This is a genomic window from Pseudomonas ovata (genome assembly GCF_003131185.1).
Taxonomy (GTDB): Bacteria; Pseudomonadota; Gammaproteobacteria; order Pseudomonadales; family Pseudomonadaceae; genus Aquipseudomonas; species Aquipseudomonas ovata.
Genome location: NZ_QFFU01000021.1, coordinates 87179 through 112492 on the forward strand (window position 1 = coordinate 87179; position 25314 = coordinate 112492).

The following is a 25314-nucleotide window of genomic DNA, read 5'->3' on the forward strand; positions in this document are numbered from 1 at the left end:
CGGGCGACCGCAGTGGAGAAAGGCGCGCAATTTATCACGAAGATCGCGTGTTCTGGTGCCGTTTCATCGCGGTCACCTGCGGTGACGCTAGCGACCAAGCGGGTGCGCCTGCCGCCGCAGGCGCCAGGCCATGATCAGCCACACCGCCGTGACACCGGCAAACTTGGAACCCAGCGCGGTCAGCAGCACCGGCGTGCTCAACGCATCGATCATGCCGAAGAAAATGAAGGTGTCGACTGGAATGCTCAGGGCCGAGCTGATCCACAGCCGGTCATGCAAGGGCCGGCGGGTGATGGTGAACACCAGCCAGTCGATGCCTTCGGACACGGCGAAGGCCGTGGCACTGGCCAGGGCGATGGTCGGGTCGCTGGTGATGTATGACAGCACCAGCGCCGCCAGCATGGCCAGGATCGCCCCATGCCCGAAACGGGTCTGGACCATGTCGCGCAGCACAAACACCAGCCCGCCCCAGGCCGACCAGATAATGTCCAGGTGCGGCGCAGCCGAGAAGGCGAAGTTGATCAGCACGACGCTGGCGATGTAGGCGATCAGAAACAGCATGGTCAGGGGCGACAGAAGAAAACGGGCGGCAATGGTAGCAGATTCATTGCAGACGCCGCGCAGGCTGCGCGTACAGGATAATGCCGATCACTCAAGCCTCGACGCGGACCTATGGGATGCAGCTATGTTGCCGATGGCTATGTGACAGGCGCAGCAGGTGTATGGGCCTTGCCGACCTCATCGTCGGATCGCCGCCCGCAGCAAGCCGCCTTCCACCGGATTGATGTCGCCCCGGATCTCGTGCCTGGCACAAGACCTGTGGGAGGCGGCTTGCCGGCGATGGCTAGGGAACAGACGCAGCAGATAGATCGGCTTTGCTGGCCTTATCGCCGGATCGCTGCCTGGAGCACAACGCCCTGCCAGACGTTCAGCGTCTGACGAAATTCCCCCTGACAGATCGGCATTACACCTACAGCAGCATTCCGCTGGCCTTGGCCCGCTCATGGCATAGCACCAGCACCGCACGCCGCTCGTCGTTGCTCATGCGGCTCCAGCGGGTGATTTCGCTGACGTTGCGCTGGCAGCCGGTGCAAATGTCGTCGTCATCCAGCGCGCAAATGCTCACGCAAGGCGAGCGCACGGGCTTTTCGGGCAGGGCCTCAACGCTCATCGTCGGACTGCTCGGCCAGGTCGCGGGCGTAGCGCTGGGCGTTCTGCACATAATGCGCGGCGCTGGCTTCGAGCATGCTTTTCTGGGCATCGGTGAGCTCACGCACGATGCGGCCCGGCGAGCCCATGACCAGCGAGCCATCGGGAATGACCTTGCCCTCGCCGATCAGGGCGTTGGCGCCGATGATGCAATGCCTGCCGATCTTCGCGCCATTGAGGATCACCGCGTTGATGCCGATCAGGCTGTAGTCGTCGACGCTGCAACCGTGCAGCATCGCGTTGTGGCCAACGGTCACGCCCCGGCCCAGGGTCAGCGGCCAGCCCATGTCGGTGTGCATGACCGTGCCGTCCTGCACGTTGCTGTTCTCGCCGATATGGATCAGTTCATTGTCGCCGCGCAACACGGCGCCGAACCAGACACTGGCGCCCGCCTCCAGGCGGACCTGGCCGATCAGGGTGGCGGTGGGCGCGATCCAGCTGTCGGAGTGGGTCTGGACGCGGGCGTCCCCCAGGCGGTATTTCATGGCAGGTCCTCAGGCGTTCTTGCAGGGATTCAGGTCTTGGCAGACAGAGGTGGGCGCTGCAGGCTGATATTGGCGTCGTACAGCACATTGATCAGCTCGACGATCATGAGCGCGGTCAGCCCCCAGATCTTGTACTCGCCATAACGGTAGCTGGGGACGTACCAGCTGCGCCCCTCATAGTCGATGCGATGGGTGTGCTCACGCACGTCCTGGCGGAAGAATTCCAGCGGCACGCTGAACACCGCGGCGATCTCGTCATCGTTGGGACGGTACTCGACAAAATCCGGGATGATGCCGACGTAAGGCGTGACCTTGATGCCATAGCGCGAGACCACCGGGCTCAACGGGCCTATCACCTCGACCAGCCCCGGCGGCAGGCCGATTTCCTCCTCGGCCTCGCGCAGGGCGGTGAACACCAGGTCGGGGTCTTCAGGATCGCGCCGGCCACCGGGGAAAGCCACTTCGCCGCCGTGGGTCGACAGACCGCTGGCGCGCAGGGTCAGCACCAGTTCGGGCTTGTCGCTGCGGGTTACCGGCAACAGGACAGCGGCCTCGGGAAAGCGCCGATCCGTCTCAAGGATCTCTGGCGTATGACGGCTTACACGACTCAGCAGCTCATCCAGCATGGGAAATCTCGATCGGTTGGCTACCCCGCATCATGCACCAAAAGCGCCTGCCCGCCCAAGCCTTAGCGCAGCAACTTGATGAGCGCCGCACATGAAAACTTGCTGAGCGCACGCATGGCAGGCCAAGATGACGGCTGCCCTCACGGATCGAAACACGCCATGAATTTCTGCAGCCATTGCGGCCAGGCGGTCACCCAGCGCATTCCCGACGGCGACAGCCGCCTGCGCTATGTGTGCGACCACTGCCACACCATTCATTACCAGAACCCCAATATCGTCGCCGGCTGCCTGGTGACTGTGGGTGACAAGGTGCTGCTGTGCCGTCGGGCCATCGAGCCGCGTCACGGCTTCTGGACCCTGCCGGCCGGCTTCATGGAAAACGGCGAGACCGTCGAACAGGCCGCCCGCCGCGAAACCGTCGAGGAAGCCTGCGCCAGCCTGCAGGACATGCACCTGTATGCCGTGATCGATGTGCCGCACATCAATCAGGTGCATGTGTTCTACCGGGCCGAACTGGCCGGCAGCGGGTTTGCCGCCGGGATAGAGAGCCTGGAGGTGCAGTTGTTCGACGAAGCCGACATCCCCTGGCACGACCTGGCTTTCATGACGGTCAGGCGTACCCTAGAATGCTTCTTCGCCGACCGCCGTGAGCAGCACTATCCGGTCCACACCCAAGTGCTGCCGGCCTCACGCCCCACTTGATTGCCCCACGTCCGGCACATCTTGCATGTGCCTTCAGGAAAACGTCCATGCGTTGGTTGTTCGCCGTACTGTGCCTGTCGTTCGCCTCCGCCTCCCAGGCGGCTTTCACCCAGACCATCGTGCCCAAGGGCAGCGAGCAGAAGATTATCGGCGAGAAGGTGATCAACACCGTCAAACTGTCCGAGCGCAAGATCGACAAGGTGCTGGTCATCAAGTCGGCGCGCCAGTTGCAACTGATCAGTGACGGCGAAGCGCTCAAGACCTATCGGGTCTCGCTGGGCAAGAACCCCAAGGGCACCAAGCTGCAGGAGGGCGACAAGCGCACGCCCGAAGGTTTCTACTGGCTCGACTGGCGCAAGCCGAGCAGCCGCTACAACCTGTCGATGCACGTGTCCTACCCCAACGCCGCCGACAGCGAGCGGGCCAGACGCGAGGGCGTCAAGCCCGGCAGCATGATCATGATCCACGGCACGCCCATCGACGAAGAATACCCGGAATGGTATTTCCATACGCTGGACTGGACAGAGGGCTGCATCGCGCTGAAGAACAACGACATGCGCGAGATATGGGACCTGGTGAAAGACGGCACGATGATCGAGATCAGACCGTAGGCGATCACCCGCTGCCTTGGCGCGCAGCAAACACCCGACCTGTAGGAGCGACCAACGGTCGCGAAAAGACCCACATGATCAACTGCGGCATTCGCGACCGTTGGTCGCTCCTACGGAGGCGATTTTCGTGCCGATGATGCATTGTGTTTGATGAGCGCGCTTGCTGTGCGCCAGCGTCAGAAATCTTCCAGCCGCCACACGTCATAGGCCGGTGTTTCGTAGGGGTGGCTGAGCTTGAGGGCCGCCACCGCCGCACGAATGTGCTCGTCGGCGACCACCAGTTCGACCTTCCACTCCTCGACCTGCTCGACCACTCCGCCCTGCCCGATGAACGGCTGGCTGCCGTCCAGCGGGCGGAACTGGCCCTGGCCCGGGACCTGCCAGGCACAATGATCGTAGTCGCCTATTCGCCCGGCCCCTGCAGCAAACAGCGCGCTCTTCACCGGTTCCAGATGACTGGTCGGGACGAAGAACGCGAGTTTATACATCGACTCAGTTCACCCAGGCGCGCGCATTGCGGAACATGCGCATCCAGGCCGCGTCCTCGTTCCAGTCATCCGGACGCCAGGAGTTCTGCACGGCACGGAAGACCCGCTCAGGGTGCGGCATCATGATGGTCACGCGACCGTCACGGCTGGTCAGGCCACCGATACCGCGTGGCGAACCGTTCGGGTTGGCCGGGTAGGTTTCGGTCACCTTGCCATGGTTGTCGACGTAGCGCAGGGCCACGGTGCCGGAAGCGTCGGTCAGGGCCAGGGCGTCGCTGCTGGCGAACTCGGCATGACCTTCGCCGTGGGCGATGGCGATCGGCATGCGCGAACCGGCCATGCCTTGCAGGAAGATCGACGGCGATTCCTGGATCTGCACCAGGGCCACGCGCGCCTCGAACTGCTCGGAGCGGTTACGCACGAAGTGCGGCCACAACTCGCTGCCCGGAATCAGCTCGTGCAGGTTGGAGAGCATCTGGCAACCGTTGCACACGCCCAGCGTGAAGCTGTCGGCGCGCTCGAAGAAGCCTTGGAAGGCATCACGGGCACGGGCGTTGAACAGGGCCGACTTGGCCCAGCCTTCACCGGCACCCAGCACGTCGCCGTAGGAGAAGCCGCCGCAGGCAACCAGGCCCTTGAACGCGTTGAGGTCGACGCGACCGCCGAGGATATCGCTCATGTGCACGTCGATGGCGTTGAAGCCGGCGCGGTCGAAAGCAGCGGCCATCTCGACCTGACCGTTGACGCCCTGCTCGCGCAGCACGGCCACGCTCGGGCGCACGCCTTTCTTGATGTAGGGCGCGGCAATGTCGTCGTTGACGTCGAAGCCCAGCTTGACGTTGAGACCCGGGTTGTCTTCCTCGAGCAACAGGTCGAACTCCTGGTCGGCGCACTCGGGGTTGTCGCGCAGGCGCTGGATCTGGTAGCTGGTCTTGGCCCACTCGCGGTGCAACTGGTGACGCTGGCCGCTGAATACGGTAGCGCCGCCGTAGCTGATCGAGACTTCGTCGTTGTTGAGCGGCTTGCCGATGACCGCCACGCAGTCCGACAGGCCAGCGGCGCTGAACTGGGCCAGCACGTTGGCAGTGGCATCCTGGCGCACCTGGACGACCGCCCCCAGCTCTTCGTTGAAGAGGATGGCCGACAGTTCAGAGGCGTTTTCAGCCAGGCCGTCGAGGCACAGTTGCAGGCCGCAATGACCGGCAAAGGCCATTTCCAGCACAGTGGCCATCAGACCGCCGTCGGAGCGGTCGTGGTAGGCCAGCAGGTGGCCGTCGGCGTTCAGGCCCTGGATAACGGCGAAGAAAGCCTTGAGGTCTTCGGCATCGTCCACGTCCGGCACGCTGCGGCCCAGCAGGCCATGCACCTGGGCAAGGATCGAGCCGCCCATGCGATCCTGGCCACGGCCCAGATCGATCAGGATCAGGTCGGTCTCGCCCTTGTCCATGCGCAGTTGCGGGGTCAGGGTCTGGCGGATGTCGGCGACCGGGGCAAAACCGGTCACGATCAGCGACATCGGCGAGGTCACGCTCTTCTCGGTGCCTTCGTCGCTCCAGCGGGTCTTCATGGACATCGAGTCCTTGCCGACCGGAATGGTGATGCCCAGCTCAGGGCACAGCTCCATGCCCACGGCCTTGACCGCGTCGTACAGGCGGGCGTCTTCACCGGGGTGGCCGGCGGCCGACATCCAGTTGGCCGACAGCTTGATATCGGAAAGGCGGTCGATACGGGAGGCCGCGATGTTGGTCAGCGTCTCGCCGACCGCCATGCGCGCCGAAGCGGCGGCGTCGAGCAGTGCCAGCGGGGTGCGTTCACCCATGGCCATGGCTTCGCCGGTGTTGACGTCGAAACTGGTGGCGGTCACGGCGCAATCGGCCACCGGCACCTGCCAGGGGCCGACCATCTGGTCGCGGGCCACCAGGCCGGTGATGCTGCGGTCACCGATGGTGATCAGGAAGCTCTTGCTGGCCACGGCCGGGTGGTGCAGCACGCGCTGCACGCTGTCGGCCAGGTCCAGCACGCTCGGGTCGAAATCATCGCCCTGCTCGGCTTCACGCTGAACCGAACGGTGCATGCGCGGCGCCTTGCCCAGCAGCACTTCGAGCGGCATGTCGACCGGGCTGTTGCCGAAGTGGCTGTCGGTCACGGTCAGGTGCGGCTCTTCAGTGGCCTCACCGACGACGGCAAACGGGCAACGCTCGCGTTCGCAGATGGCTTCGAAGCGCTCGAAGTCTTCGGCGCTGACCGCCAGCACGTAGCGCTCTTGCGATTCGTTGCTCCAGATTTCCAGCGGGGCCATGCCCGGCTCGTCGTTGGGCACGTTGCGCAGTTCGAAGCGGCCGCCACGGCCGCCGTCGTTGACCAGCTCCGGGAAGGCGTTGGACAGGCCACCGGCGCCGACATCGTGGATGAAGGCGATCGGGTTCTTGTCACCCAGTTGCCAGCAACGGTCGATGACTTCCTGGCAGCGACGCTCCATTTCCGGGTTTTCGCGCTGTACCGAGGCAAAGTCCAGGTCAGCCGAACTGGTGCCGGTGGCCATCGACGAGGCGGCGCCGCCGCCCAGGCCGATCAGCATGGCCGGGCCGCCCAGCACGATCAGCTTGGCGCCGACGGTGATTTCACCCTTCTGGACGTGCTCGGCACGGATGTTACCCATGCCACCGGCCAGCATGATCGGCTTGTGGTAGCCGCGTACTTCGTCGCCGTGCGGGGTACTGATCGACTGCTCGAAGGTACGGAAGTAGCCAGTCAGGGCCGGACGGCCGAATTCGTTGTTGAACGCAGCGCCGCCCAGCGGGCCTTCGATCATGATGTCCAGCGCGGTGACGATGCGCTCGGGCTTGCCGTACGGCTTCTCCCAGGGCTGCACGAAACCGGGAATCTGCAGGTTGGAGACGGTAAAGCCGGTCAGGCCGGCCTTGGGCTTGGCACCGCGACCGGTGGCTCCCTCGTCGCGGATCTCGCCGCCGGAGCCGGTGGAGGCCCCCGGGAATGGTGCGATGGCGGTCGGGTGGTTGTGGGTCTCGACCTTCATCAGGATGTGCACCGGCTCCTTGACCGCGCCGTACTGGCGGGTTTCGGCGTTCGGGAAGAAGCGCCCGGCCACGTGGCCGACGATCACCGAGGCGTTGTCTTTATAGGCCGACAGCACACCTTCGCTGTGCATCACGTAGGTGTTCTTGATCATGCCGAACAGGCTTTTTTCCTGTTCCTGGCCGTCGATGTCCCAACTGGCGTTGAAGATCTTGTGCCGGCAGTGCTCGGAGTTGGCCTGGGCGAACATCATCAGCTCGATGTCGTTCGGGTTACGCTTGAGGCCGGTGAAGCTGGTAACCAGATAGTCGATCTCGTCTTCGGCCAGGGCCAGGCCCAGCTCGACGTTGGCCTTCTCCAGCGAGGCACGGCCACCGCCGAGGATATCAACCGAGGTCATTTCCCGCGGCTGGGCATGGCTGAACAGGGCCGAAGCCTGGTCCAGGGAGGTCAGCACCAGTTGGGTCATGCGGTCGTGCAGTACAGCGGCGACGGCTTGCGCCTCGGCATCGCTGAGCGAACCTTCTACATAAAAGGCAATGCCACGCTCCAGGCGCTGGATCTTGTCCAGGCCGCAGTTGCGGGCAATGTCGCTGGCCTTGCTCGACCATGGCGAAATGGTGCCAAAGCGCGGCACGATCAGGAACAGGCGGCCATTGGGCTCCTGGACCGGCACGCTCGGGCCGTATTTCAACAGCCGCTCGAGCACCTGGTGCTCCTGGTCGCTCAAGGCGCCGTCGACTTCAGCGAAGTGAGCGAATTCGGCGTACAGGCCACTGACAGCTGAAACTTTTTGTTTCAGTTGTTCCAGCAATTTGCTGTGGCGGAAAGCAGAAAGGGCAGGAGCACCACGCAGGATCAACATCGTCGGGACAGCCTCGGGAAGGGGGGTGTACTTTGAGGCCACGCATTCTAGCCTAAAGCGGTCCTTCTGGCACCCAAAACGGCTGCACGGCATGCGCCGCCGTGTCGCACCGACCTGTTTGAGCCTCGACAGATCGAAAACAGCCGGTTTTCTTATCAGACGCAGGCTTTGCTGTCGATATATGGCGCTCAGGGCCGTTTGCGTATACTGCACCGATGTTCTCCCAACCCGCTTTCCGTATTCGTTGCGTCAGATGGCTCATCGCAACCGGACTCTTCCTGCTGCTCGGCGCCTGTGTGGATAAACCCACCACACTGGAGCGAGTCAAGGAGGACGGCGTGCTGCGCGTAATCACTCGCAACAGCCCGGCCACTTACTTTCAGGACCGCAACGGTGAAACCGGCTTCGAGTACGAGTTGGTCAAGCGTTTTGCCGATGACCTGGGGGTGGAGCTGAAGATCGAAACCGCCGACAACCTCGATGAACTGTTCGACCGTTTGCAGCAACCCGACGGCCCGGTACTGGGCGCCGCCGGCCTGATCGAAACGCAAAGGCGCAGCCAGCAGGCGCGCTTCTCGCGCCCCTACCTGGAGGTCACCCCGCAGGTGGTGTACCGCAATGGCCAGTCGCGCCCTACCGAGGGCGCCGACCTGGTCGGCAAGCGCATCATCGTGCTCAAGGGCAGCAGCCATGCCGAGCAACTGGCCACCCTCAAGGCGCAGTATCCGGCGCTGGAATACGAAGAGTCCGACGCGGTCGAGGTGGTCGACCTGCTGCGCATGGTCGATGAAGGGCAGATCGACCTGACCCTGGTGGATTCCAACGAACTGGCGATGAACCAGGTGTATTTTTCCAACGTGCGGGTCGCCTTCGACCTGGGCGAGACCCGCCAGCAGCGCTGGGCCGTGGCGTCCGGAGAGGACAACAGCCTGCTCAACGAGATCAACGCCTTCCTGGCCAAGGTCGAGAAGAACGACACCCTGCAACACCTCAAGGACCGTTATTACGGCCATGTCGACGTGCTGGGCTATGTCGGCGCCTACACCTTCGCCCAGCACTTGCAGGAACGCCTGCCCAAATACGAAAAATTCTTCCAGACCTCTTCGAAGAAAGAGCAGGTCGACTGGCGTCTGCTGGCAGCCATCGGCTATCAGGAATCGATGTGGCAGCCCACGGTCACCTCCAAGACCGGCGTGCGCGGGCTGATGATGCTGACCCAGAACACCGCCCAGGCCATGGGCGTGACCAACCGTCTGGATGCCCGGCAAAGCATTCAGGGCGGCGCCAAGTACTTTGCCTACGTGAAAGAGCAGCTCGACAAGGACATCCAGGAGCCCGACCGCACCTGGCTGGCGCTGGCGGCCTACAACGTTGGCGGCGGCCATCTCGAAGACGCCCGCAAACTGGCGGTGAACGAGGGGCTTAATCCCAACAAGTGGCTGGATGTGAAGAAAATGCTGCCGCGCCTGTCGCAGAAGAAGTGGTACAGCAAGACCCGCTATGGCTATGCCCGTGGCGGCGAGCCGGTGCATTTCGTTGCCAACATCCGCCGCTATTACGACATCCTGACCTGGGTGACCCAACCCCAGCTGGAAGGCAGCCAGGTCGCCGAGGGCAAGCTGCATGTGCCCGGCGTCGACAAGACCGCGCCGGCCGGGGCCCAGCCGCCGGCGCCTGTACCGCCTGCCACGCCTTGATGATCGCGCAGCAAACATGGGCCACGGTAGGAGCGCGCTTGCCCGCGACCGAGTGCGTTAGCAGTCGTAAATTTTCAGCGTTTCATAGTTTTTAGAGGCGTCCACAGCTCAGCATTTGTGGCGTCTGGCAAATTTTGCGAGCGCTGCGCACTCGGTCGCGGTGGTCCGGCATTCCGGCAAGCGCGCTCCTACGGGGGGTAATTTTCTCAGGTTTTTTGCAGTGCCCGGCGCTTGCGGAAGAACTCGCTCAGCACGCTACCGCATTCCTCGCCCAGTACCCCGCCTTCAAACAGCACTCGATGATTGAGAAAGCCCTGGGTGAAGAACTGCCCCTGGCTCTGTACCACGCCGGCCTTGGGCTCCAGCGCGCCATACACCACCCGGCCGATGCGTGAATGCACGATCAGGCCCGCGCACATGCTGCACGGCTCCAGGGTCACGTACAGGGTGCTGCCCGGCAGTCGGTAATTGCTCAGAGCCCGCGCCGCATCGCGGATCGCTACCATTTCGGCATGGGCACTGGGGTCATGGCCGCTGATCGGGCAGTTATAGCCGCGCCCCACCACCAGCCCGTCCACGACCACGATGGCCCCCACCGGCACCTCGCCCAGCGCCGCCCCTTGCGCGGCCAGGGCCAGCGCCTCGCGCATGAAATCCTGGTCGCGGCTACGGTCGATAATCACGGGCTGGCGCATCACGACACCTCGATGGCGGCCATCAGGCCGGTTTCCATGTGATCGATCACATGGCAATGGAACATCCAGACGCCAGGGTTATCGGCCACCAGCGCCACCCAGGCACGCTCGTTGCGACCCAGCAGGAAGGTGTCGGTGAAATACGGAATGATCTTGCGTCTGTCGGACTTGAGCACCTTGAAGCTCATGCCATGCAAGTGGATCGGATGCTGGTACTGGGCCATGTTCTTGAGTTCGAAGATATAGCTCTTGCCCAGTTTCAGCCGGGCAATCGGCCGCTCGGCACAGGTCTTGTCGGTGATGTCCCAGGCCTGGCCATTGATCTGCCACAGGCTCGGCGGCTTGCCGTCGGCCGTGCCCTCGGACACCGAGCCGACCCACTCGAAGTTGAAGTTGATCGTCTCGGCCTGCCCCAGGTCCGGCTCGGGCAGCGGATTGGCCGGCAGGGCCGGTGGCCAGTCGCTACCCGTGCCCGTGCTGGCCACCGAGCGCAAGGTGCCCAGGCGTACCGGGCCGTTGCGCAATGACAATTCTTCACCGACCGCCGGCGCCCTGACCGCCAGGCACAGGCGCATGCCCGGCCCCAGCCAGTAATCCTTGCCCAACGGCCGGGGCTCGACCGGATTGCCATCAATGGCATAGATCCGCGCTTCGGCATCCGGCAAGTTGATGCGATAGGTCACGGTGTTGTCCAGATTGAGCAGCCGCACCCGGGTAATCTCGCCGGCCGGCAGCTCGATCACACTGCGGTGCTCGCCATTGATCGTCGACAAGCGCCCGGCCGTGCCCTCGCGCGCCGCTTCGCGGATCACGCTGAACTCGGTAAAGGCCCCGACCTCATCGACATGCCAGTTCTTCAGGCTGAGCGTACGCTCATGGGCAAAGCCGGTGGGTTCACGCTCCTCGACGATCAACGGCCCCACCAGCCCGCGCCCCAGCTCTTCGCTGCTGCTGACGTGCGGGTGGTACCAGAAACTGCCAGCGTCCAGCACGCGGAACTTGTAGTCGAAGTACTCGCCCGGCTTGACCGGCAACTGCGAAACGTAGGGCACACCGTCCATCTCCAGCGGCACCCGGATGCCATGCCAGTGAATGGTGGTCTCGACCGGCAGATGGTTGATGAAACGCAAGCGCAGCCACTCGCCCTGGCGCACCCGCAGCTCGGTGCCCGGCGCAGTGCCACCAAAGGCCCAGGCCGGGGTCTTGTGGCCGGGCACCAGCTCCACATCCAGTGGCGCGGCGATCAGTTCGAAATCATGCCCCTCCCCCGGCCCGCGCTGGCCCAACCAGTAGCGCGCCGCGCCACCCGCGCCCAGGCCGACCACGGCAAGGCCGGCGATGCCGGTGAGAATCTGGCGACGGGTAAAGGACATGAGCGCGAACACCTTGAGCACGACGAGTGCATCCGCGGGCGGATGCGAGGGGGCATTACGATACACTCCCGAATACGAATGCGTAAGATCGGCATTTCGACGCAGGTACAGTGCGCACCAATCTTGGGCAAAGCTCTACGACTGAGACAGCCGCTTTTGCTCCTTGACGATATTGGCATGCATGGCCGCTTGTGCGATTTCCAGCATGCTCGCTGTCACGGTCTGCCCGCCACGCCCCTTCACCCAGGTCAATACATCGACCAGATGCCATAGTGAAGAACTGCCCTCATGGACTGGCACCGGAAAGCTTGAGGGGTGACCCAGCATAAGCTTGCGCATGTTCTGGCGCGACATGCCCACAATGTCAGCTACATCGCTCAAGCCCACGAGATCCGGCGCAACCTCGATCAATCTGGCGCTAGGCACGGCTGCCTGGACATCGGCCAGCGCGCTGTACAGAGCGGCATCTGCACTTTTGGCGTCCCGATTGAACTCCAGCGCCAGCCGTCCCGGCTGACCGATACCGACCAGCGCATCGTCGCAGCCCGCCTCTGCAAGGCGCTCGACCAACGCTGCCATATCTTCATGACCTTCGCTCAATTGATATTTGAGTGTGAATAGATATTCCATGCTCATTCCTCATCGTCTTGCTGACGCTGCCGCGCGCAGTTGCTGACTACCCGCCGAAGCGCACGCGCATGGTTGCCCGGGCTCTTGGGCGTACTCCAGACGCTGGTGATACAGAATTCACCGCAGCGACATTCAGCATCGTTATAGGGACAATAAATCCGTCCCCACGCGTGATGACCGCCAGTCATCACACGTCAGCCCTGAGCCTCTGCAAACTTCAAGGCTTCTTCGATTTCCTTCCCTGGATGCGTAGGACGCCTCATGAATAGCCTCAGTATTCAGACAAAAAAATGGTTGTCAATTGACAACCAAAAAGACAGGCATCACTGGCTCAAGCAAACGCGCCAGATCAAGAAATCAGCGTAGTAGAAAGCAAAAAGCCACGTGAACGTGGCTTTTTGAGGAAATGTGTCATCCATCAGGATGTTTGTCATTGAAACGGCGGCATCCAGCACTGGATCCGCCCGGAATCCTTACAACCTGAACCGCGCCACCACCGTGCGCAGTTCGCTCGCCAGCAGCGACAGCTCCCCGGCCGTCACGGCGTTGTCTTCGATACCTTCCATGAGCACGACGCTGCCGTTGCGAATCCCGGTCACGTTGCGGTTGATGTCTTCCGAGACGGCATGTTGCTGCACCGCCGCACTGGCGATCTGGGTGTTCATGCCCACGATCTGCTCCACGCCATCATTGATCGCATCCAGGCTGGTCGAGGCCTCGTCGGCGGAGATGATGCAGGCCTGTGCGCGCTGTTGGCCGGTCTTCATCTGCTCGACAGCGGCGGTGGTGGCCAGTTGCAGTTCCTGGATAATGCGGCGAATTTCCTCGGTGGAATTCTGAGTCCGTGAAGCCAGCGTGCGCACTTCATCGGCCACCACCGCAAACCCCCGGCCCTGCTCGCCTGCACGGGCGGCTTCAATGGCAGCGTTCAAGGCCAGCAGGTTGGTCTGATCGGCAATGTTGCGGATGACTTCAACCACCCCGCCGATCTGCTGGCTGTGCTGGGCAAGCGCCGAGACCTTTTGTGCGCTGCGTTCCACTTCCTCGGCCAGGGCCTCGACGGTGGCACGGGTCTCCTGCATTTTCGCCAGGCCTGCACTGGAGGACTTGCCGGCGTGCTCGGCCGCGTGGGCAGCACCTTCGGTGTTTTGTGCGACGTCGGCCACACTGGCGGTCATTTCGTTGATGGCCGTGGCGACCTGCTCGGTTTCACTCTGCTGCGCGCTCATCGAGTGCTTGGCACGCTCGATCGACAGCCCCATGCGCGTGGCCGCCTCGGACACCGACTGCGAACTGCGCTCGACCTGCACCAGCGAGGCACCGAAGGCCTGCGCCATCTGGTTGACGGCCTGGCCCACATCGGCCATCTCATCCTTGCCGCGCACCTCGATGCGTGCCGTCAGGTCGCCCTGAGCGATCTGTCGGGTGGCCATCAGCACCTCATTAATGGTGCGGCGCATGGCACTGTAGATGCCGCTGAAGGCGTACACCAGCAGCAGACCGAGAAACCCGATCATGCTCAGGATCAGCAGCCGCTCGGCGGTCATCGCCTCGGCACGGTCCTTCAACCGGTCCAGCAGTGCGTCTTGCAGCGTGTCTTGCGCCTTGTACAGATCGGCCACTACCGCATTGCCCGTGGCCGGCAGGTTCTGCACGCCTGTGATGGTCTCGCGGGTCGAGTTGACCACTGCTTCGAGGTCGTTACGGAAACTGTCCAGGCCCACGATGGCACTGCTGACCGGCGCCTGAATGCGGTCGGCCAGGGCCGGTTCCTTGCGGCGCAACAGTGCCAGGCTCTGCTGCAGTTCCTTGCGGATCAGCAATTCGTTCTTGAGCATCAACCGGATCGCGCCGCGGGTCGCCGGGCTCAAGGTTTGCCCGTCACGCAGACCACTGGCCAGGCCGCGCAATTGCCCGACGATATTGATCTGCCGTGGCAGCCTCAAGGTGCTCTGGTCGATCATGAACAGCGAGGCAAAATCTTCATCCAGCACCATGCCCGAGGTGGCCGACACGAAATAGACGAAGTTCAGGGTCTCGATAAGCTGATCGTTCCAGTCGTCGAACATCTTGCCCGGCTCAACACCGGTCTTTGCCTGCGCAATCAACGCCTGCACACCGGCGTGCAGACGCTGCACGCGGTCACTGGTTTCCAGTTGGGCATTGAACTGCCGGTCAAGGGTTTCAAGTCGGGAGAACGCGTCTTCCAGCTTCGCCTGATTGGCCGATACATCAGCCTGCGCCGTCGCATCACCGCTGAGCAAACGGTTGGTCAGCGCGCGTTGCAGCATTGAAAAACGCAGTACGGGTGTCACTTCCTGCAGGTAGCGCTGGCCGAGTTGCTCCGAGGCAATCACCTCCAGGCTGTGATTGATCTGCTGGACAACACGCGTGCCGAGCATGACCAGCGGGATCAAAACAATGATCGCCAGCACGCCGAACTTGGTCGAGAAGCGCAGTCGATTAGCCAGGGTGACGGCAGGAGCAAGGATATTCATGGAGTTCTCACAGCCCGAAGCGGGACGGTATGGGTAAGGATTGCTGGGGGAGAACGGTCCTTTTCTCGTAGCGCCTGGCTCTGTCTGGCTCAGTGGGATCATCACGTTTGATTGTGTAATTAAACGTTTCAGTCAGCGCGTGAAAGGTGAGAGTGAAGACTTCGGCAAAAGTTGTACATATTTTTATTTTTGTACAGCTTTGGAACGCTCGATACACAATGATGTCACTGAGACATCACTGCGCAAAGAAAGAGAATGCAGTACCACCGGCCGGGCTGATCGTGATCAATTGACCTTGAGCGGCGGGCTGGCGGCCTCGATCTGACTTGCCAGGGACGCCAGCAGCGCCTGTGCCCCACAATCGCGTCGCAACTGGCCGACATGCGTGTGTGCCAGCGCCAGGTGCTGCCGAGCCTGGACCAGGTCATGGCGCTGCAGGGCCAATGGAATGCTGATCGCGGCCACCTGGATCACCCGCCGGTGCGCGCCATAGCGATGGTGCTGCCCGATGAGCTGCTCAAGCCGGTCGGCCAGCATCTGGTTATTACGCTGCGGGGCGCGCTGCAATAACTCCGCGAACGCAAGCAGCCAGAACATACGGTAGCGCGGAATCAACTCGTCCTCGGCCAGCAGCAAGGCCCAGGCCTCCTCGTCGCGCTGCAACCGGGCCAGCACCTGCGCCTTGAACATCAGACGCGACTGGCGCTGGGTCGGCCATTCGTACCCCTCAAGGCCAGCCTCCCACTCCAGGAGCACTGCCCAGGCCTGCTCGGGCCGGTTCAAACGCAGCAGGACGGCCATGTGGATCTCGTGCAGGGCCCCGTAGATCGATTTGCCGGCCGCCAGGATCCGGCCTTGTTGTTGTTCCAGGAACGCCAGGGCCTCCTCGGGACGCCCGTCGTCGAGCAGGGCATCGGCCTTTTCATAACTGATGCATGAAAAACAGGCCCGTTGCGGCTCAACGCGCTGCAAGGCCTCGTCACAGACGGCGATCCGCTCCTGGACCCATCCGGCACCGTCGACATTGGCATAACAGCCCACCAGGTCCTGGGTCACGCAGACCGATTGCGGGCATTGCTGGGCATCTTCGCGGTTGGCCCGCTCGAACAGCGCTACCACCTGTGCCAGCGCCGCGTCCCCTTCCAGCAGGCTGCCGATGCGATTGCGCATCTCCCAATGACCGATGAACACCTCCAGCCACGGATTGCCAATGGCCTTGGCGTGCGCCTTGAGCTCTGGCAGCAAGGCCTGGGCCTGGGTGACCTCCACGCTGTAGGTGTGGCGAAGCATGCGATCCAGCACATCGACCGCCTGCCCGTGGCCCGCCGCTCGCAACTCGGTCTTGAGTGTATAGACCCAATTCCAGATATCCATGTACGTCACGCTCCATTCGATTGCTCAGATGACTGATCAGCGGGCCAGCAAAACCTGCATCGACAACGACAGCCCTTCCAGCGCCCCGGTCAGGGCGGCCGGTGCCTGCACGGCGGCCTGCCCGGCGATGATCACCTTGAACACCTTGAGCAGTCGCGCAGCCTCCAGGGCGCCCGAGGGGTTGTCGTCGATGGCCCGGATCAGGGCGGCAATGGCCGGGTTATCAAGATTCAGGTAAAGCCGGTGATCGGCTTGCGCCGTTATCTGCCGTGTAAACTGACGGGCCAGGTGCAAGGCGGCCGAGGCGATACGCCGGTCGGCTTCATCGCTTTCAAGCCGGGCCTTCAACTGCGCCTCGTGATTGCTGACCATCACCAGCGGCAACGCCTGGGGCGCAAACCGTGCAACCACCAGTTCTTCATCCACGGCCAGCTGCGCGCTCAACCAGTCACGTTGTGCAGGCGGCAGGCTGACCGGTGTGAACAACTGCCGGTCGCCGCTTTCGCTGCCCAACTCGACCAGACGCATGCCGTGCGCCTCGCACCACAGGCGCAGAAACGGCAGCACCGCATAACGATTGCCGTGCGCCACCGGAAAACCCAGGGCCTGGAACAGCATTGTTTCAAAGCCGTTGTGGCCGTCTAGCAGCACATGCACGGCCCCCTCCACGGCCAGGTCGCGCGCCAGCAGCTCGCCCCGGGAGGTCGGAATGCACAAACTGTCCTTGAGCAGGTCGAACAGACGCTGGTCGCACAGCGTAGCCCCCAGCAGGGCGGCGTTATGGCGCAACAGCACCCGTCGCCAGGCCTGCGGCTGTTGCCCGGCGAGCCCGACCAGGCCGTCGATCAAGGCTTCGCTGACAGCGTGACGCGTCGCCGTGTAGTGCTCATCGTGCTGCAAGGCTTCGCGGCTCGCCGTCGGCGTCAGGTGTCCGGACTCGATCACGCCACCGATGAAACCGGCCCACGACGGCAACAAGTCACGGGCGTTGTCATCGAGCAGCATTCCGCGCAGGAACACACTCAGGTGGCGATTATCGTTCGAGCCGTAGGTCGCGCCGTCCTGTACCCACAACAAGCCTTGCAGGTCGGGCTGCTGGCGCGACGTGACCGGCATGCAGCAGATCGGTTCGAAGGTGTGCTCGAAGCCGGTGGCGAACGCCAGTTGCCGCTTGTGCCGCTGCAATGGATGCAAATCGCCCTGTGCCGCGCGTCGCCAGGGCGGCGGCTCGTGGTTGATTGCCTGATCGGTATCCGCACCGACATAGATAGGCACCTCCAGCAGCGCGCAATAGCGCTCCAGGATCGCCCGCAGGCGGCCGGCCTCGGCCAGCGCGCGATGATGTTCATGCAGTTCCAGAATGACTTGCGTGCCCACCGGGCGCGGCTCGCAGGCCACCACGCTGTACTGCTGGGCATTGCTGGACTGATAACAGAACCCCAGGTGCGGCTGCTGGCAGGACGTACTGCGCACGGTGACCCGCCTGGCCAGTACAAAAGCCGACAGAAAGCCCAGCCCGAACATGCCGATCAGGCCACCGGCATCCACACCGGCCTCGCGCAGGCCGCGGGTGTAGCCAATGCCCACGGTCGCCAGGTAAGCGTGAATCTCCTGTTCGGTCAGGCCGGCGCCGGTGTCGGTGATGCTGATGGTGTTCGACTGTGGGTCGCCCACCACCTCGATACGCCCCTCGCCTTCCCAGCCCGCCTGCTCCAGGCGCCGGCGCAGGATCGCGTCATGTGCGTTCTGCACCAGCTCGCGCAGGGCCACGGTGGGCGTGGAATACAGGTGCTTGCCAAGCACCGACATCAACCCGCTGAGGTCCACCCCGGCGCGATGGATCCGGGCGTAATCGTGTGTCGCAGAATCGCTGTGCATGTCCATGGTCAAGCTCTTGGGGAACGTCCGTTGTAAGAAGGCGCAAAGAATATGGCAAAGCGACAGGACCGCCTAATCCTGCTCTTGATCCTGTGGTCGCAGAACAGCTGTGCGCCCGGACCTTGTGGCGCACCAGTGACCCCACTTGCATCGTTTGCTTCTGGCTGATCGGACCGGCACTGGCCCTCGAAATTCCGGACGACCCATTGCAGAGGCTGTTGCTGCTGATCCAGAAACCTGAAAGCCCGCAATTACGCGGGCTTCGGGATCGTTATTGCCAGATCGCGCGGGTCAGTGCCGGGCGTTCGGCCATGCCATGTAGCGTCAAGACCCGCTCAAGCAGCCGGATCAGCTTCTTTCATGGCAAAGGCGACTGATAGCTGCCGTTCCAGGATGGCCACTTCATCCGCATCACCCTCACGTACAACCTCGGCCAGCAGCTGCGCCGCATAAGACGGATCAGCCTGGAACAGCGCTGCCATGGCCTCATCGTGACTACGGTCTTTCATCAATCACTCCTGATTCATAGAGGCCCCAAAGCCTCGAAATAGCCTGCTCAGGCCACTACGCCGGGGTTGGCCTACCTGTCTCGTCGCGCACCTGCATCAGCGCAAACCCCAGCAGATTCAAGCCTTTCCACAGATTCGGATTGTGCACATCGGCATTATCCTGTGCGAGCCCTATGCCCCAGATGCTATCAACCGGGCTGGCCTCGACAATCACGTTTGATCCGGTTTGAAGAAGGTATTCGTTCAATTGGGGATTCTGAGAGAACTTGGCCTGGTTCGCTCGAACGACGATGTCGTATCGATGGTGCAGCCAGACCTGCTCATTGAATCCGCGCACGTGGCGGCCAAGCGCTTTGGCGGCGTCAGGCGTCGGGGCCTGGAGCACCTGGGCACGAATGTCATGATCATCGAACAAGGCCGCTTTCTCGGCCATCATGAAGTGCTCAGCGGTCGGGTAATGTTGCTCCTCGACAATGAATCCGGCCTCGAACCATTGGCTGAAGCACGAAGCCGTGACGACAGTCTTGCTGCGCCGGTGCCCCCAGAAAAACGTGAATTTCAGAGATTCTCCAGCGTTGAAACGGGTGCGCAGTTGTTCAAGATGTTCAGAGTCGCTCAATGAGATGTCCTCGCTGACGGAAGCTTGAAGTTACAGCGGCTGTGACAATCAAGGCAACCATAACGCCGGGGCGAGAGAACGTTCACAGATTGATGCCTGCGCGCAACGCTTCGGGATACAGCCCTCAGCGGCACCGAAAGCCAAAAAGCCAAAAGCCCGCAATTACGCGGGCTCCAGGGTGTTTTTTGCTAGATCGTGCCGGGCAGTGCCGAACGCGGGATCATTCCCACTCTATTATCAATAACCCCTTACACCCCAAAAAAATAAGGAGCCAAAAGACAAAAATGTACTTAAATCCATGAAAAATACCATGAGACCTCAAAATTTTCCTGGCGTGCTTGTGCCGCCAGAAGGCATGACCGTCGAGGCAACGCCGATAGAAAGCTGACGCATCAGTACCGCAAGCTCATCAGCGGCACCGTCAGCGCAGATTTCGACAAGCAATTCAAGGGCATAAAATGGATCAGCCTTGAAAAGCTCTGCCATTGCCTCATCGTGACTGCGATCTTTCATCCTCTACCTCTGCGCTTGGGCGTAAGCAAACCGCGTGACCTTCACGATCCTACAGGACATTTCCTGACAATTTTCAGCGCGTTTAATGCTTCGCTGAGGACATTCAACGCAGACCCGTAGGATTACCTATCCTTGACTATCCCCATGGATACCGCTGCGTCCAGCCAGCTACAAGAGCTGTAGCCAAGCGCTGACATTGCCCACAGCCCCTCAACAACCGGCTTAGCAGTGAGCACGATGCAACCGAAATCCGTATTGTCCAGCCTCTCGCAATGCCCCCGTCAGAAAATTTGGATTCGCGAAGCGACAGATGTCCACTGAACCAACCGAAAAGTGGCATTATGACATGAGATTTTTGCCTAATATGGCACGCGCGTAAGGAAACGCCATGACCTCGCTGTCGTCCTTTCCGTACGCATATTTTTCACGGATGCAGTGCAGGAGTTCTCTAATGGCTTTCGATGCGTCGCCGTCTTGGAGTGGCTTCAACTACCAAGGTAAAGTCGCTCTCTACTACGCCCTAAAGCTGATAAACGCAGAGCCCGTGGGTGCAGATCTGTCGAGTTACAGTTTGATACTAGAGTCTACTGAAGACTTCGAGATCAAGCACGTCGGAGACCCAATCTCGTTTCATCAAGTAAAGGCATATAATTCTAGTACTTACAGTGAGTATTCCGACGCCCTACTCGGAATAGCTTTAGAATTATATAAACAACCGGGCGTCTCCGGAAAAATTCACACTTGGAAGCAGATAAATGCCAAGCCATCCTTCCAAGACTTAAGAACGTCCATACAGGACGATCTAAGAATCATAACAACTCAATATCAAACTAAAAACCCCAAAGACGGAAGCTCCACACTCGAAAAAGCCGCTTCTGATGAAAGTAAGATTTCTAAGCAAGCAGCCATCCTGAGAGCCGCTTTCAAAGGAAATACTGCAGATCAATTATATGAAATTCTAGTATCTATCTTGAGCGGCCAAAATGATGCTCTCGCTAGACTTGACTCTTACCAGTATGATGACGGCAATAAATTCTGCAGCCTAGATGACATCAACACCAAAATAAAGTCTGAGATATCTAACTCACTAGCCAGCAGAAATGGCGTCATTACACCTGAGCATCAAGATAAAACTTTTCACTGTTTTCTTGGAATGATAGACCGACATATCATTCATCGACACAAGACCAAACAATCAAACACAAAAACCCCTATAACCTTTGAAGAAATAGTTCAAGCTCTTGAAATTGACCATGAAGATGTTGGTGAAGAATATCTAGCCTGTAAATTCAAAGAAGGCTTTGCCCATTTAATCGATGAGTACATGGGCGACCCAGAGGACTACAATAACTCAAACCAAGATGAATACTGCAACCTAAAAGAAGCAAGAAAACTTTTTCTAGGCCTGAGCGCGACCGATCTCTGGAGACACTACCGTAGCTTCTCCCCTCAAATTTATCTCCAGCATGATAACAATACGGATAATGCTTTCTCCGCAAACCCTGAGGGCATCCGTCATGTGCTAATAAAAATCTTACACACAATCAACTTTGAGCGCGCCACTCACAACGCACCAAAGTATAAGTTCACCTATCGCACAACCACGCTACCGCATCAGCATTATCTGCCAACAACCATTACAAGAATTGCACGACCGACCCAGATTGAGAGAAAAATTACAACTAATCCAAGTATGAGCGAGATACTTTATGAAGTTCAAAACTTAATTTACGATGGATTAGAACCCTACCCATTCTCCCCCACATTGGCAGTGCATACAGAAGCTCCGAAAGCAGAGGACTCAGATCCTCGTTCCAAAAGAGACGAAGTATTAAAACTTATAACTCTTGTCCCCATCGCTAATGCAAAGGATGCACTAAAACAATGATCACACTCATCAACAAAATCCTTTTCAGCAATGGCTACGAGCGTCTAGACATAGAACCGTCGTCTTCTAATGGAATTTTTTATGCCTTCTGTTTGCCCGAAGGACACAAGAGAGAAGAATACTTCGTAACTATTCAACTCCAGGAGCAATCTGACACCGCAGCGCAAGAGTTACTACATGAAAAAGCGCAGATATTGTTTGAAGAAATCAGCAACTCTGGAAAAGTAGACCGCCCTTTCGAAAAAAACTGCACCTTACTTATTTGCCACGAAGAAGAAAAAATCAGCAGGCAAACAATACTTTCGCTTGAAGAAGACCATTACAATTTCAAGAAAAACGTCATCACTTACACATCAAACGAGCTAGAGAGCTTAGAATCCTACATCATCGAAAATGGAATAGAAAAAAAAAACCAACAACATCATAAGTGAAATAATAAACTCAAATTCCGGAAGGAAATTTCTAACATTCAAAAACGATCACACCAACAAAAAAGACCATTACTCACTTATATTAAAAATCGCACTCAAGCTTCCATTCATTACCTACACACCTCAAGAACAGCAACTCACTAATCTAAATGACGAGATAGACAAATCTCTATCCTTATACCAATCCTCAATCTACAGCCAGTTGATGGCATACGATTCGGACTGGACCGATGAAAATATTCATCAACGAGTCGAAGAAGTGTGGGAGAAATTGGTATGATTAACCTCAACAAAATAACCCTTAAGAACTTCAAGGTATTTGGCGATGAACCATACACCATTAACTTTGAAGATAATAATCTCGTACTGCTCGATGGACCAAATGGATATGGAAAGACCTCTGTCTTCGACGCAATCGAATTAGGTCTTACAGGAAATATTACTCGACTTATTTCTCTAGAGAACCGCCAAAATCCTGCAGATATAGTTGTTGCTCACAAAGGCGCATCAACAGTTGAGATCATCTTAGAGTTCAAAGATAAAGACTCTAAAATTAGAGTATTCCAGCGAAAGCTAAAAGACCGAATACCTAACACATCGAAGAGAATATCTAGATTCGCAGAGCTTTGGGAAATAAATGAAATAATAGATGGAAAAGCTATCCCCGCGCAAAAAAATGCTCTAGAGCAATATTTTGGCAGCAAGGATTTTTCACGAGACTTTCTGCTATTTCATTATGTACAGCAGGAAGAAACCTCTAGATTCCTTAAAACGAACAACGAAACACAACGAGCTGAAGAACTTGCCCAGCTTTTCGGTAATACACGTGATGCCGATGAAAAGCTTAGTAAGCTGACGGAAATTTCTCGCAAGATAGCCACCTCGAAAAGAAGTGTTACTTCGCAGATCGAAAGCATTAAGCAAGTGTATAAAATCGATAACACCACCAACATCACAACTGGCACCACTGAGCCGCATGCCTATGTCTTTCCGTGGTTAGCCGAGGACAACAAGGAAATCTTCTGGGATGCAATCACGATTTCTGAGTTGAATCAGGAAAAACTCAACAGCTCCCTGGAAGAAATTAACAATATCAAAAACCTTCTTACACATCAACTCTTTTTTATCAGAAACCGTCGATTTGAGAATGCTGCGCTCCAAAGAGAAGTCTTCAAGCTTTATGTTGGCTACTACAACTCAATCAACCATCATGATCTTTATGTCACAAAAAATAGCTTGTATCAGTCAATACAGCAATTCCACTCAATACTGAAAAGTGGTGACCTCAAGCAAATCCGCAACACCACCAATCTCGATTCGATCTTCCAAGCGTTGGCCTATGATAGCAGTGAACCATTTAAATCTGCCGTCCAAACACTCATTGAGGAAGAAGAAAAAGCGAGTGGTTTAAGCTCCATTTACTCAGAACTACTCAAACATCATGATGCCATGTCTGCTGGGCTTCAAAGCGTGCCGAACGAAGCTGCCTGCTTGCTTTGTGGCCATGACTACCAGACTCATGACTTACTAACTCAGGCAATTTCTCAGCATGGCCACCTGATTCGGTCACAACTTTCCGGGCAAGACAGGCATTTAGTATTAGTCAGGGATAAATTCAACACAGATTTCTTGTCTCCTTTGAGTCAGGCTTGCAACACCTACCTAGAACAAACTATTGCTCCTACACAAGAAGACTTGCTCTCACTTTCTAAGGCGCTGGCAGCAAAAGAGCGGTTTGACAAGCTCAGCAAATGGCTGCTATCTGAAAAGATTGAGTACAACGATTTGCTTGCAACAACGTTTCCAGTAACCGGTAGAGAAAATTATATTACAGAGGCAACAGACAAACTATGTGAGCGGATACGCTCGGCAATCGGCGTAGCACCAGAAGGCTATTACGAGGCGAATGGTAGCAATATATTTGAAAGAATCTACAGAGACTACTTCAACAGTGAACAGGAAAAAATCTCCCTGGTAACCGTTGCTCTGTTAGAAAAGAAAGAACAATACATCAAAGCGCTCTATTTCAGCTCACTAAAAGACATCTCTGAAAAGCTCAAAAAACTAACAAAACAATATAATAACTTAGAGCGTGCGACTGACGACTTAGGCGAACTCATCACAAAAGTTCGAACTCAAATCCGACAGTATAGAAAAAAGCTCATCACCGACATCGAAATCCCTTTCTATATTTATTCCGGTAAAATTCTTCAAACGCACCAAGCTGGGCTTGGACATGGTATTTTCATCAAAGACCCTACAGGCGAGGATGAACTGAGGAACGTGCGCTTAGTTTCAAACTGGGAGAGCGATCACGACATTCTTAACACTATGAGCTCTGGCCAAATATCTGCCGTCGTCATCGCTCTAACCCTCGCATTACATAGAGTCTACTCCACAAAATTCTCAAGCATATTAATTGACGACCCAGTCCAGACTATGGATGACATAAATATGGCATCTCTGGTCGAATTATTGCGCAATGACTTCAGCGAGAAGCAAATTGTCCTTTCCACGCACGAAGAAAAAGTTGCCAGATATTTTATTTATAAGTATTTAAAGCATGGGGAAAATGTCAAAATCATAAACTTAATGCAAAGGAAAGAATATATACCAAGTAATAAATTCTTATATAGCCCAGCAAAAAACAACTGACTCCCTCTTGACAGGCTAGATTAAACGCCTTATCAACGTGAGCAATTTAGTGCTGGATGTCGAACCTCCGTTGGCTCGACATCCAGCACCTTGGCATGGATAGCTCAATACAATAACGCAGATAGCACCTTCGAGACTTTAAAAGCTTAGTTTCAGACTGGCCAGCCTAGAATCAGCGCATGGTGCCGTCTCCATTTTTTACATAAACAATAGCGCTCATTTTCCTCGAATACACGACTGCAATTCGCGAAATTCAATCATCATACCCTCAACCTCAACGGGGCTCGCTCCTTGGCCACGTTTCTCTGCGAGCCAAAGTTTCAACAGGCCACCCACGCGCCCGAGGTCGCCATCGACCTTGGCCAGATCGGCCACGGCTTTCAGGTCAACAACCGAACGGATTGGACTGTTCAGTAAGCGCTCCACCACCTCCACATTCAAAACCGAATGTTGATGCCCGATGCTGTGCTCCCGATTTCTTTGGAGCCCGCCCGCCATGATGCGACCCGACAGTAAAGTTGAAAAGGTTTAC

23 protein-coding genes are annotated in these 25314 nt (G+C 58.2%); 6 read left to right on the top strand and 17 right to left on the bottom strand.

Going from position 1 to position 25314, the window contains the following annotated elements; all coding sequences use genetic code 11:
* Positions 1–87: 87 nt before the first annotated feature.
* From DGA31_RS22505 to DGA31_RS22520, 4 genes are all read right to left on the bottom strand, one after another.
* Positions 88–561, bottom strand: coding sequence for a preQ0 transporter (locus DGA31_RS22505; RefSeq protein WP_056835671.1), 474 nt, complete (start codon positions 559–561; stop codon positions 88–90).
* A gap of 409 nt (positions 562–970) precedes the next feature.
* The gene (locus DGA31_RS22510; protein ID WP_056835519.1) at positions 971–1171 is read right to left on the bottom strand and encodes a DUF1289 domain-containing protein; all 201 of its coding nucleotides are present in this window, start codon (positions 1169–1171) and stop codon (positions 971–973) included.
* The gene (locus DGA31_RS22515; RefSeq protein WP_109514034.1) at positions 1161–1694 is read right to left on the bottom strand and encodes a gamma carbonic anhydrase family protein; all 534 of its coding nucleotides are present in this window, start codon (positions 1692–1694) and stop codon (positions 1161–1163) included. Before DGA31_RS22515 ends, DGA31_RS22510 begins: the two co-directional genes overlap by 11 nt.
* 29 nt (positions 1695–1723) lie before the next feature.
* Positions 1724–2320 carry a CoA pyrophosphatase gene (locus DGA31_RS22520; protein WP_056835515.1) on the bottom strand — a complete coding sequence of 199 codons (597 nt, stop codon included), beginning with the start codon at positions 2318–2320 and terminating at the stop codon, positions 1724–1726.
* 159 nt (positions 2321–2479) lie between these two features.
* Between DGA31_RS22520 and DGA31_RS22525 the strand changes: the two genes are divergently transcribed.
* Both DGA31_RS22525 and DGA31_RS22530 read left to right on the top strand, forming a co-directional pair.
* Positions 2480–3022: an NUDIX hydrolase gene (locus tag DGA31_RS22525; protein WP_056835513.1), complete on the top strand. Its 543-nt coding sequence runs from the start codon at positions 2480–2482 to the stop codon at positions 3020–3022.
* A 47-nt stretch (positions 3023–3069) separates the two neighbouring features.
* Complete coding sequence (locus DGA31_RS22530) at positions 3070–3633, top strand: L,D-transpeptidase family protein (RefSeq protein WP_109514035.1); 564 nt, start codon at positions 3070–3072, stop codon at positions 3631–3633.
* A gap of 176 nt (positions 3634–3809) precedes the next feature.
* Here the strand turns inward: DGA31_RS22530 and DGA31_RS22535 are convergent, their stop codons facing one another.
* Both DGA31_RS22535 and purL read right to left on the bottom strand, forming a co-directional pair.
* Positions 3810–4121, bottom strand: a complete 312-nt coding sequence (locus DGA31_RS22535; protein WP_109514036.1) for a YqfO family protein — start codon at positions 4119–4121, stop codon at positions 3810–3812.
* A gap of 4 nt (positions 4122–4125) precedes the next feature.
* Positions 4126–8022 (bottom strand): phosphoribosylformylglycinamidine synthase, encoded by a 3897-nt coding sequence (purL, locus tag DGA31_RS22540; RefSeq protein ID WP_109514037.1) that lies wholly within the window; start codon positions 8020–8022, stop codon positions 4126–4128.
* A gap of 215 nt (positions 8023–8237) precedes the next feature.
* On the opposite strand from purL, the gene mltF reads away from it, so the two are divergent.
* Positions 8238–9719, top strand: coding sequence for a membrane-bound lytic murein transglycosylase MltF (mltF, locus tag DGA31_RS22545; protein WP_109514038.1), 1482 nt, complete (start codon positions 8238–8240; stop codon positions 9717–9719).
* 206 nt (positions 9720–9925) lie between these two features.
* On the opposite strand, the gene tadA is transcribed toward mltF, so the two are convergent.
* The 10 genes from tadA to DGA31_RS22595 form a co-directional block, all read right to left on the bottom strand.
* Positions 9926–10414, bottom strand: a complete 489-nt coding sequence (gene tadA, locus DGA31_RS22550; protein ID WP_109514039.1) for a tRNA adenosine(34) deaminase TadA — start codon at positions 10412–10414, stop codon at positions 9926–9928.
* Positions 10414–11787 (bottom strand): multicopper oxidase family protein, encoded by a 1374-nt coding sequence (locus tag DGA31_RS22555; RefSeq protein WP_109514050.1) that lies wholly within the window; start codon positions 11785–11787, stop codon positions 10414–10416. Before DGA31_RS22555 ends, tadA begins: the two co-directional genes overlap by 1 nt.
* Positions 11788–11922: 135 nt before the next feature.
* The gene (locus DGA31_RS22560) at positions 11923–12417 is read right to left on the bottom strand and encodes a helix-turn-helix transcriptional regulator (RefSeq protein ID WP_109514040.1); all 495 of its coding nucleotides are present in this window, start codon (positions 12415–12417) and stop codon (positions 11923–11925) included.
* 2 nt (positions 12418–12419) lie between these two features.
* Positions 12420–12605, bottom strand: coding sequence for a hypothetical protein (locus DGA31_RS30345; protein WP_241509635.1), 186 nt, complete (start codon positions 12603–12605; stop codon positions 12420–12422).
* A 285-nt stretch (positions 12606–12890) separates the two neighbouring features.
* A complete protein-coding gene (locus tag DGA31_RS22570; RefSeq protein ID WP_109514041.1) occupies positions 12891–14915 on the bottom strand; it encodes a methyl-accepting chemotaxis protein in 2025 nt (674 codons plus the stop codon).
* 285 nt (positions 14916–15200) lie between these two features.
* Positions 15201–16289, bottom strand: a complete 1089-nt coding sequence (locus tag DGA31_RS22575; protein ID WP_109514042.1) for a hypothetical protein — start codon at positions 16287–16289, stop codon at positions 15201–15203.
* A gap of 36 nt (positions 16290–16325) precedes the next feature.
* The gene (locus DGA31_RS22580) at positions 16326–18167 is read right to left on the bottom strand and encodes an ATP-binding protein (protein ID WP_421958003.1); all 1842 of its coding nucleotides are present in this window, start codon (positions 18165–18167) and stop codon (positions 16326–16328) included.
* 335 nt (positions 18168–18502) lie between these two features.
* Entirely contained in the window at positions 18503–18676 is a 174-nt protein-coding gene (locus tag DGA31_RS30025; RefSeq protein ID WP_193551525.1) for a hypothetical protein, read from the bottom strand.
* A gap of 55 nt (positions 18677–18731) precedes the next feature.
* On the bottom strand, positions 18732–19295 hold the full coding sequence (locus DGA31_RS22590) for an NADAR family protein (RefSeq protein ID WP_109514045.1): 564 nt from the start codon (positions 19293–19295) through the stop codon (positions 18732–18734).
* A gap of 318 nt (positions 19296–19613) precedes the next feature.
* Positions 19614–19808: a hypothetical protein gene (locus DGA31_RS22595; protein ID WP_109514046.1), complete on the bottom strand. Its 195-nt coding sequence runs from the start codon at positions 19806–19808 to the stop codon at positions 19614–19616.
* A 451-nt stretch (positions 19809–20259) separates the two neighbouring features.
* Here DGA31_RS22595 and DGA31_RS22600 point away from each other — a divergent pair, with 451 nt between their 5' ends.
* From DGA31_RS22600 to DGA31_RS22610, 3 genes are all read left to right on the top strand, one after another.
* A complete protein-coding gene (locus DGA31_RS22600; protein ID WP_109514047.1) occupies positions 20260–21696 on the top strand; it encodes an ABC-three component system protein in 1437 nt (478 codons plus the stop codon).
* Positions 21693–22127: an ABC-three component system middle component 1 gene (locus tag DGA31_RS30095; RefSeq protein ID WP_206606849.1), complete on the top strand. Its 435-nt coding sequence runs from the start codon at positions 21693–21695 to the stop codon at positions 22125–22127. The genes DGA31_RS22600 and DGA31_RS30095 overlap by 4 nt, the downstream gene beginning before the upstream one ends.
* Positions 22128–22403: 276 nt before the next feature.
* Complete coding sequence (locus DGA31_RS22610) at positions 22404–24782, top strand: ATP-binding protein (protein ID WP_193551526.1); 2379 nt, start codon at positions 22404–22406, stop codon at positions 24780–24782.
* A 216-nt stretch (positions 24783–24998) separates the two neighbouring features.
* Here DGA31_RS22610 and DGA31_RS22615 read toward each other — a convergent pair whose 3' ends face one another.
* Positions 24999–25280 carry a hypothetical protein gene (locus DGA31_RS22615; RefSeq protein ID WP_479681231.1) on the bottom strand — a complete coding sequence of 94 codons (282 nt, stop codon included), beginning with the start codon at positions 25278–25280 and terminating at the stop codon, positions 24999–25001.
* Positions 25281–25314: the final 34 nt, after the last annotated feature.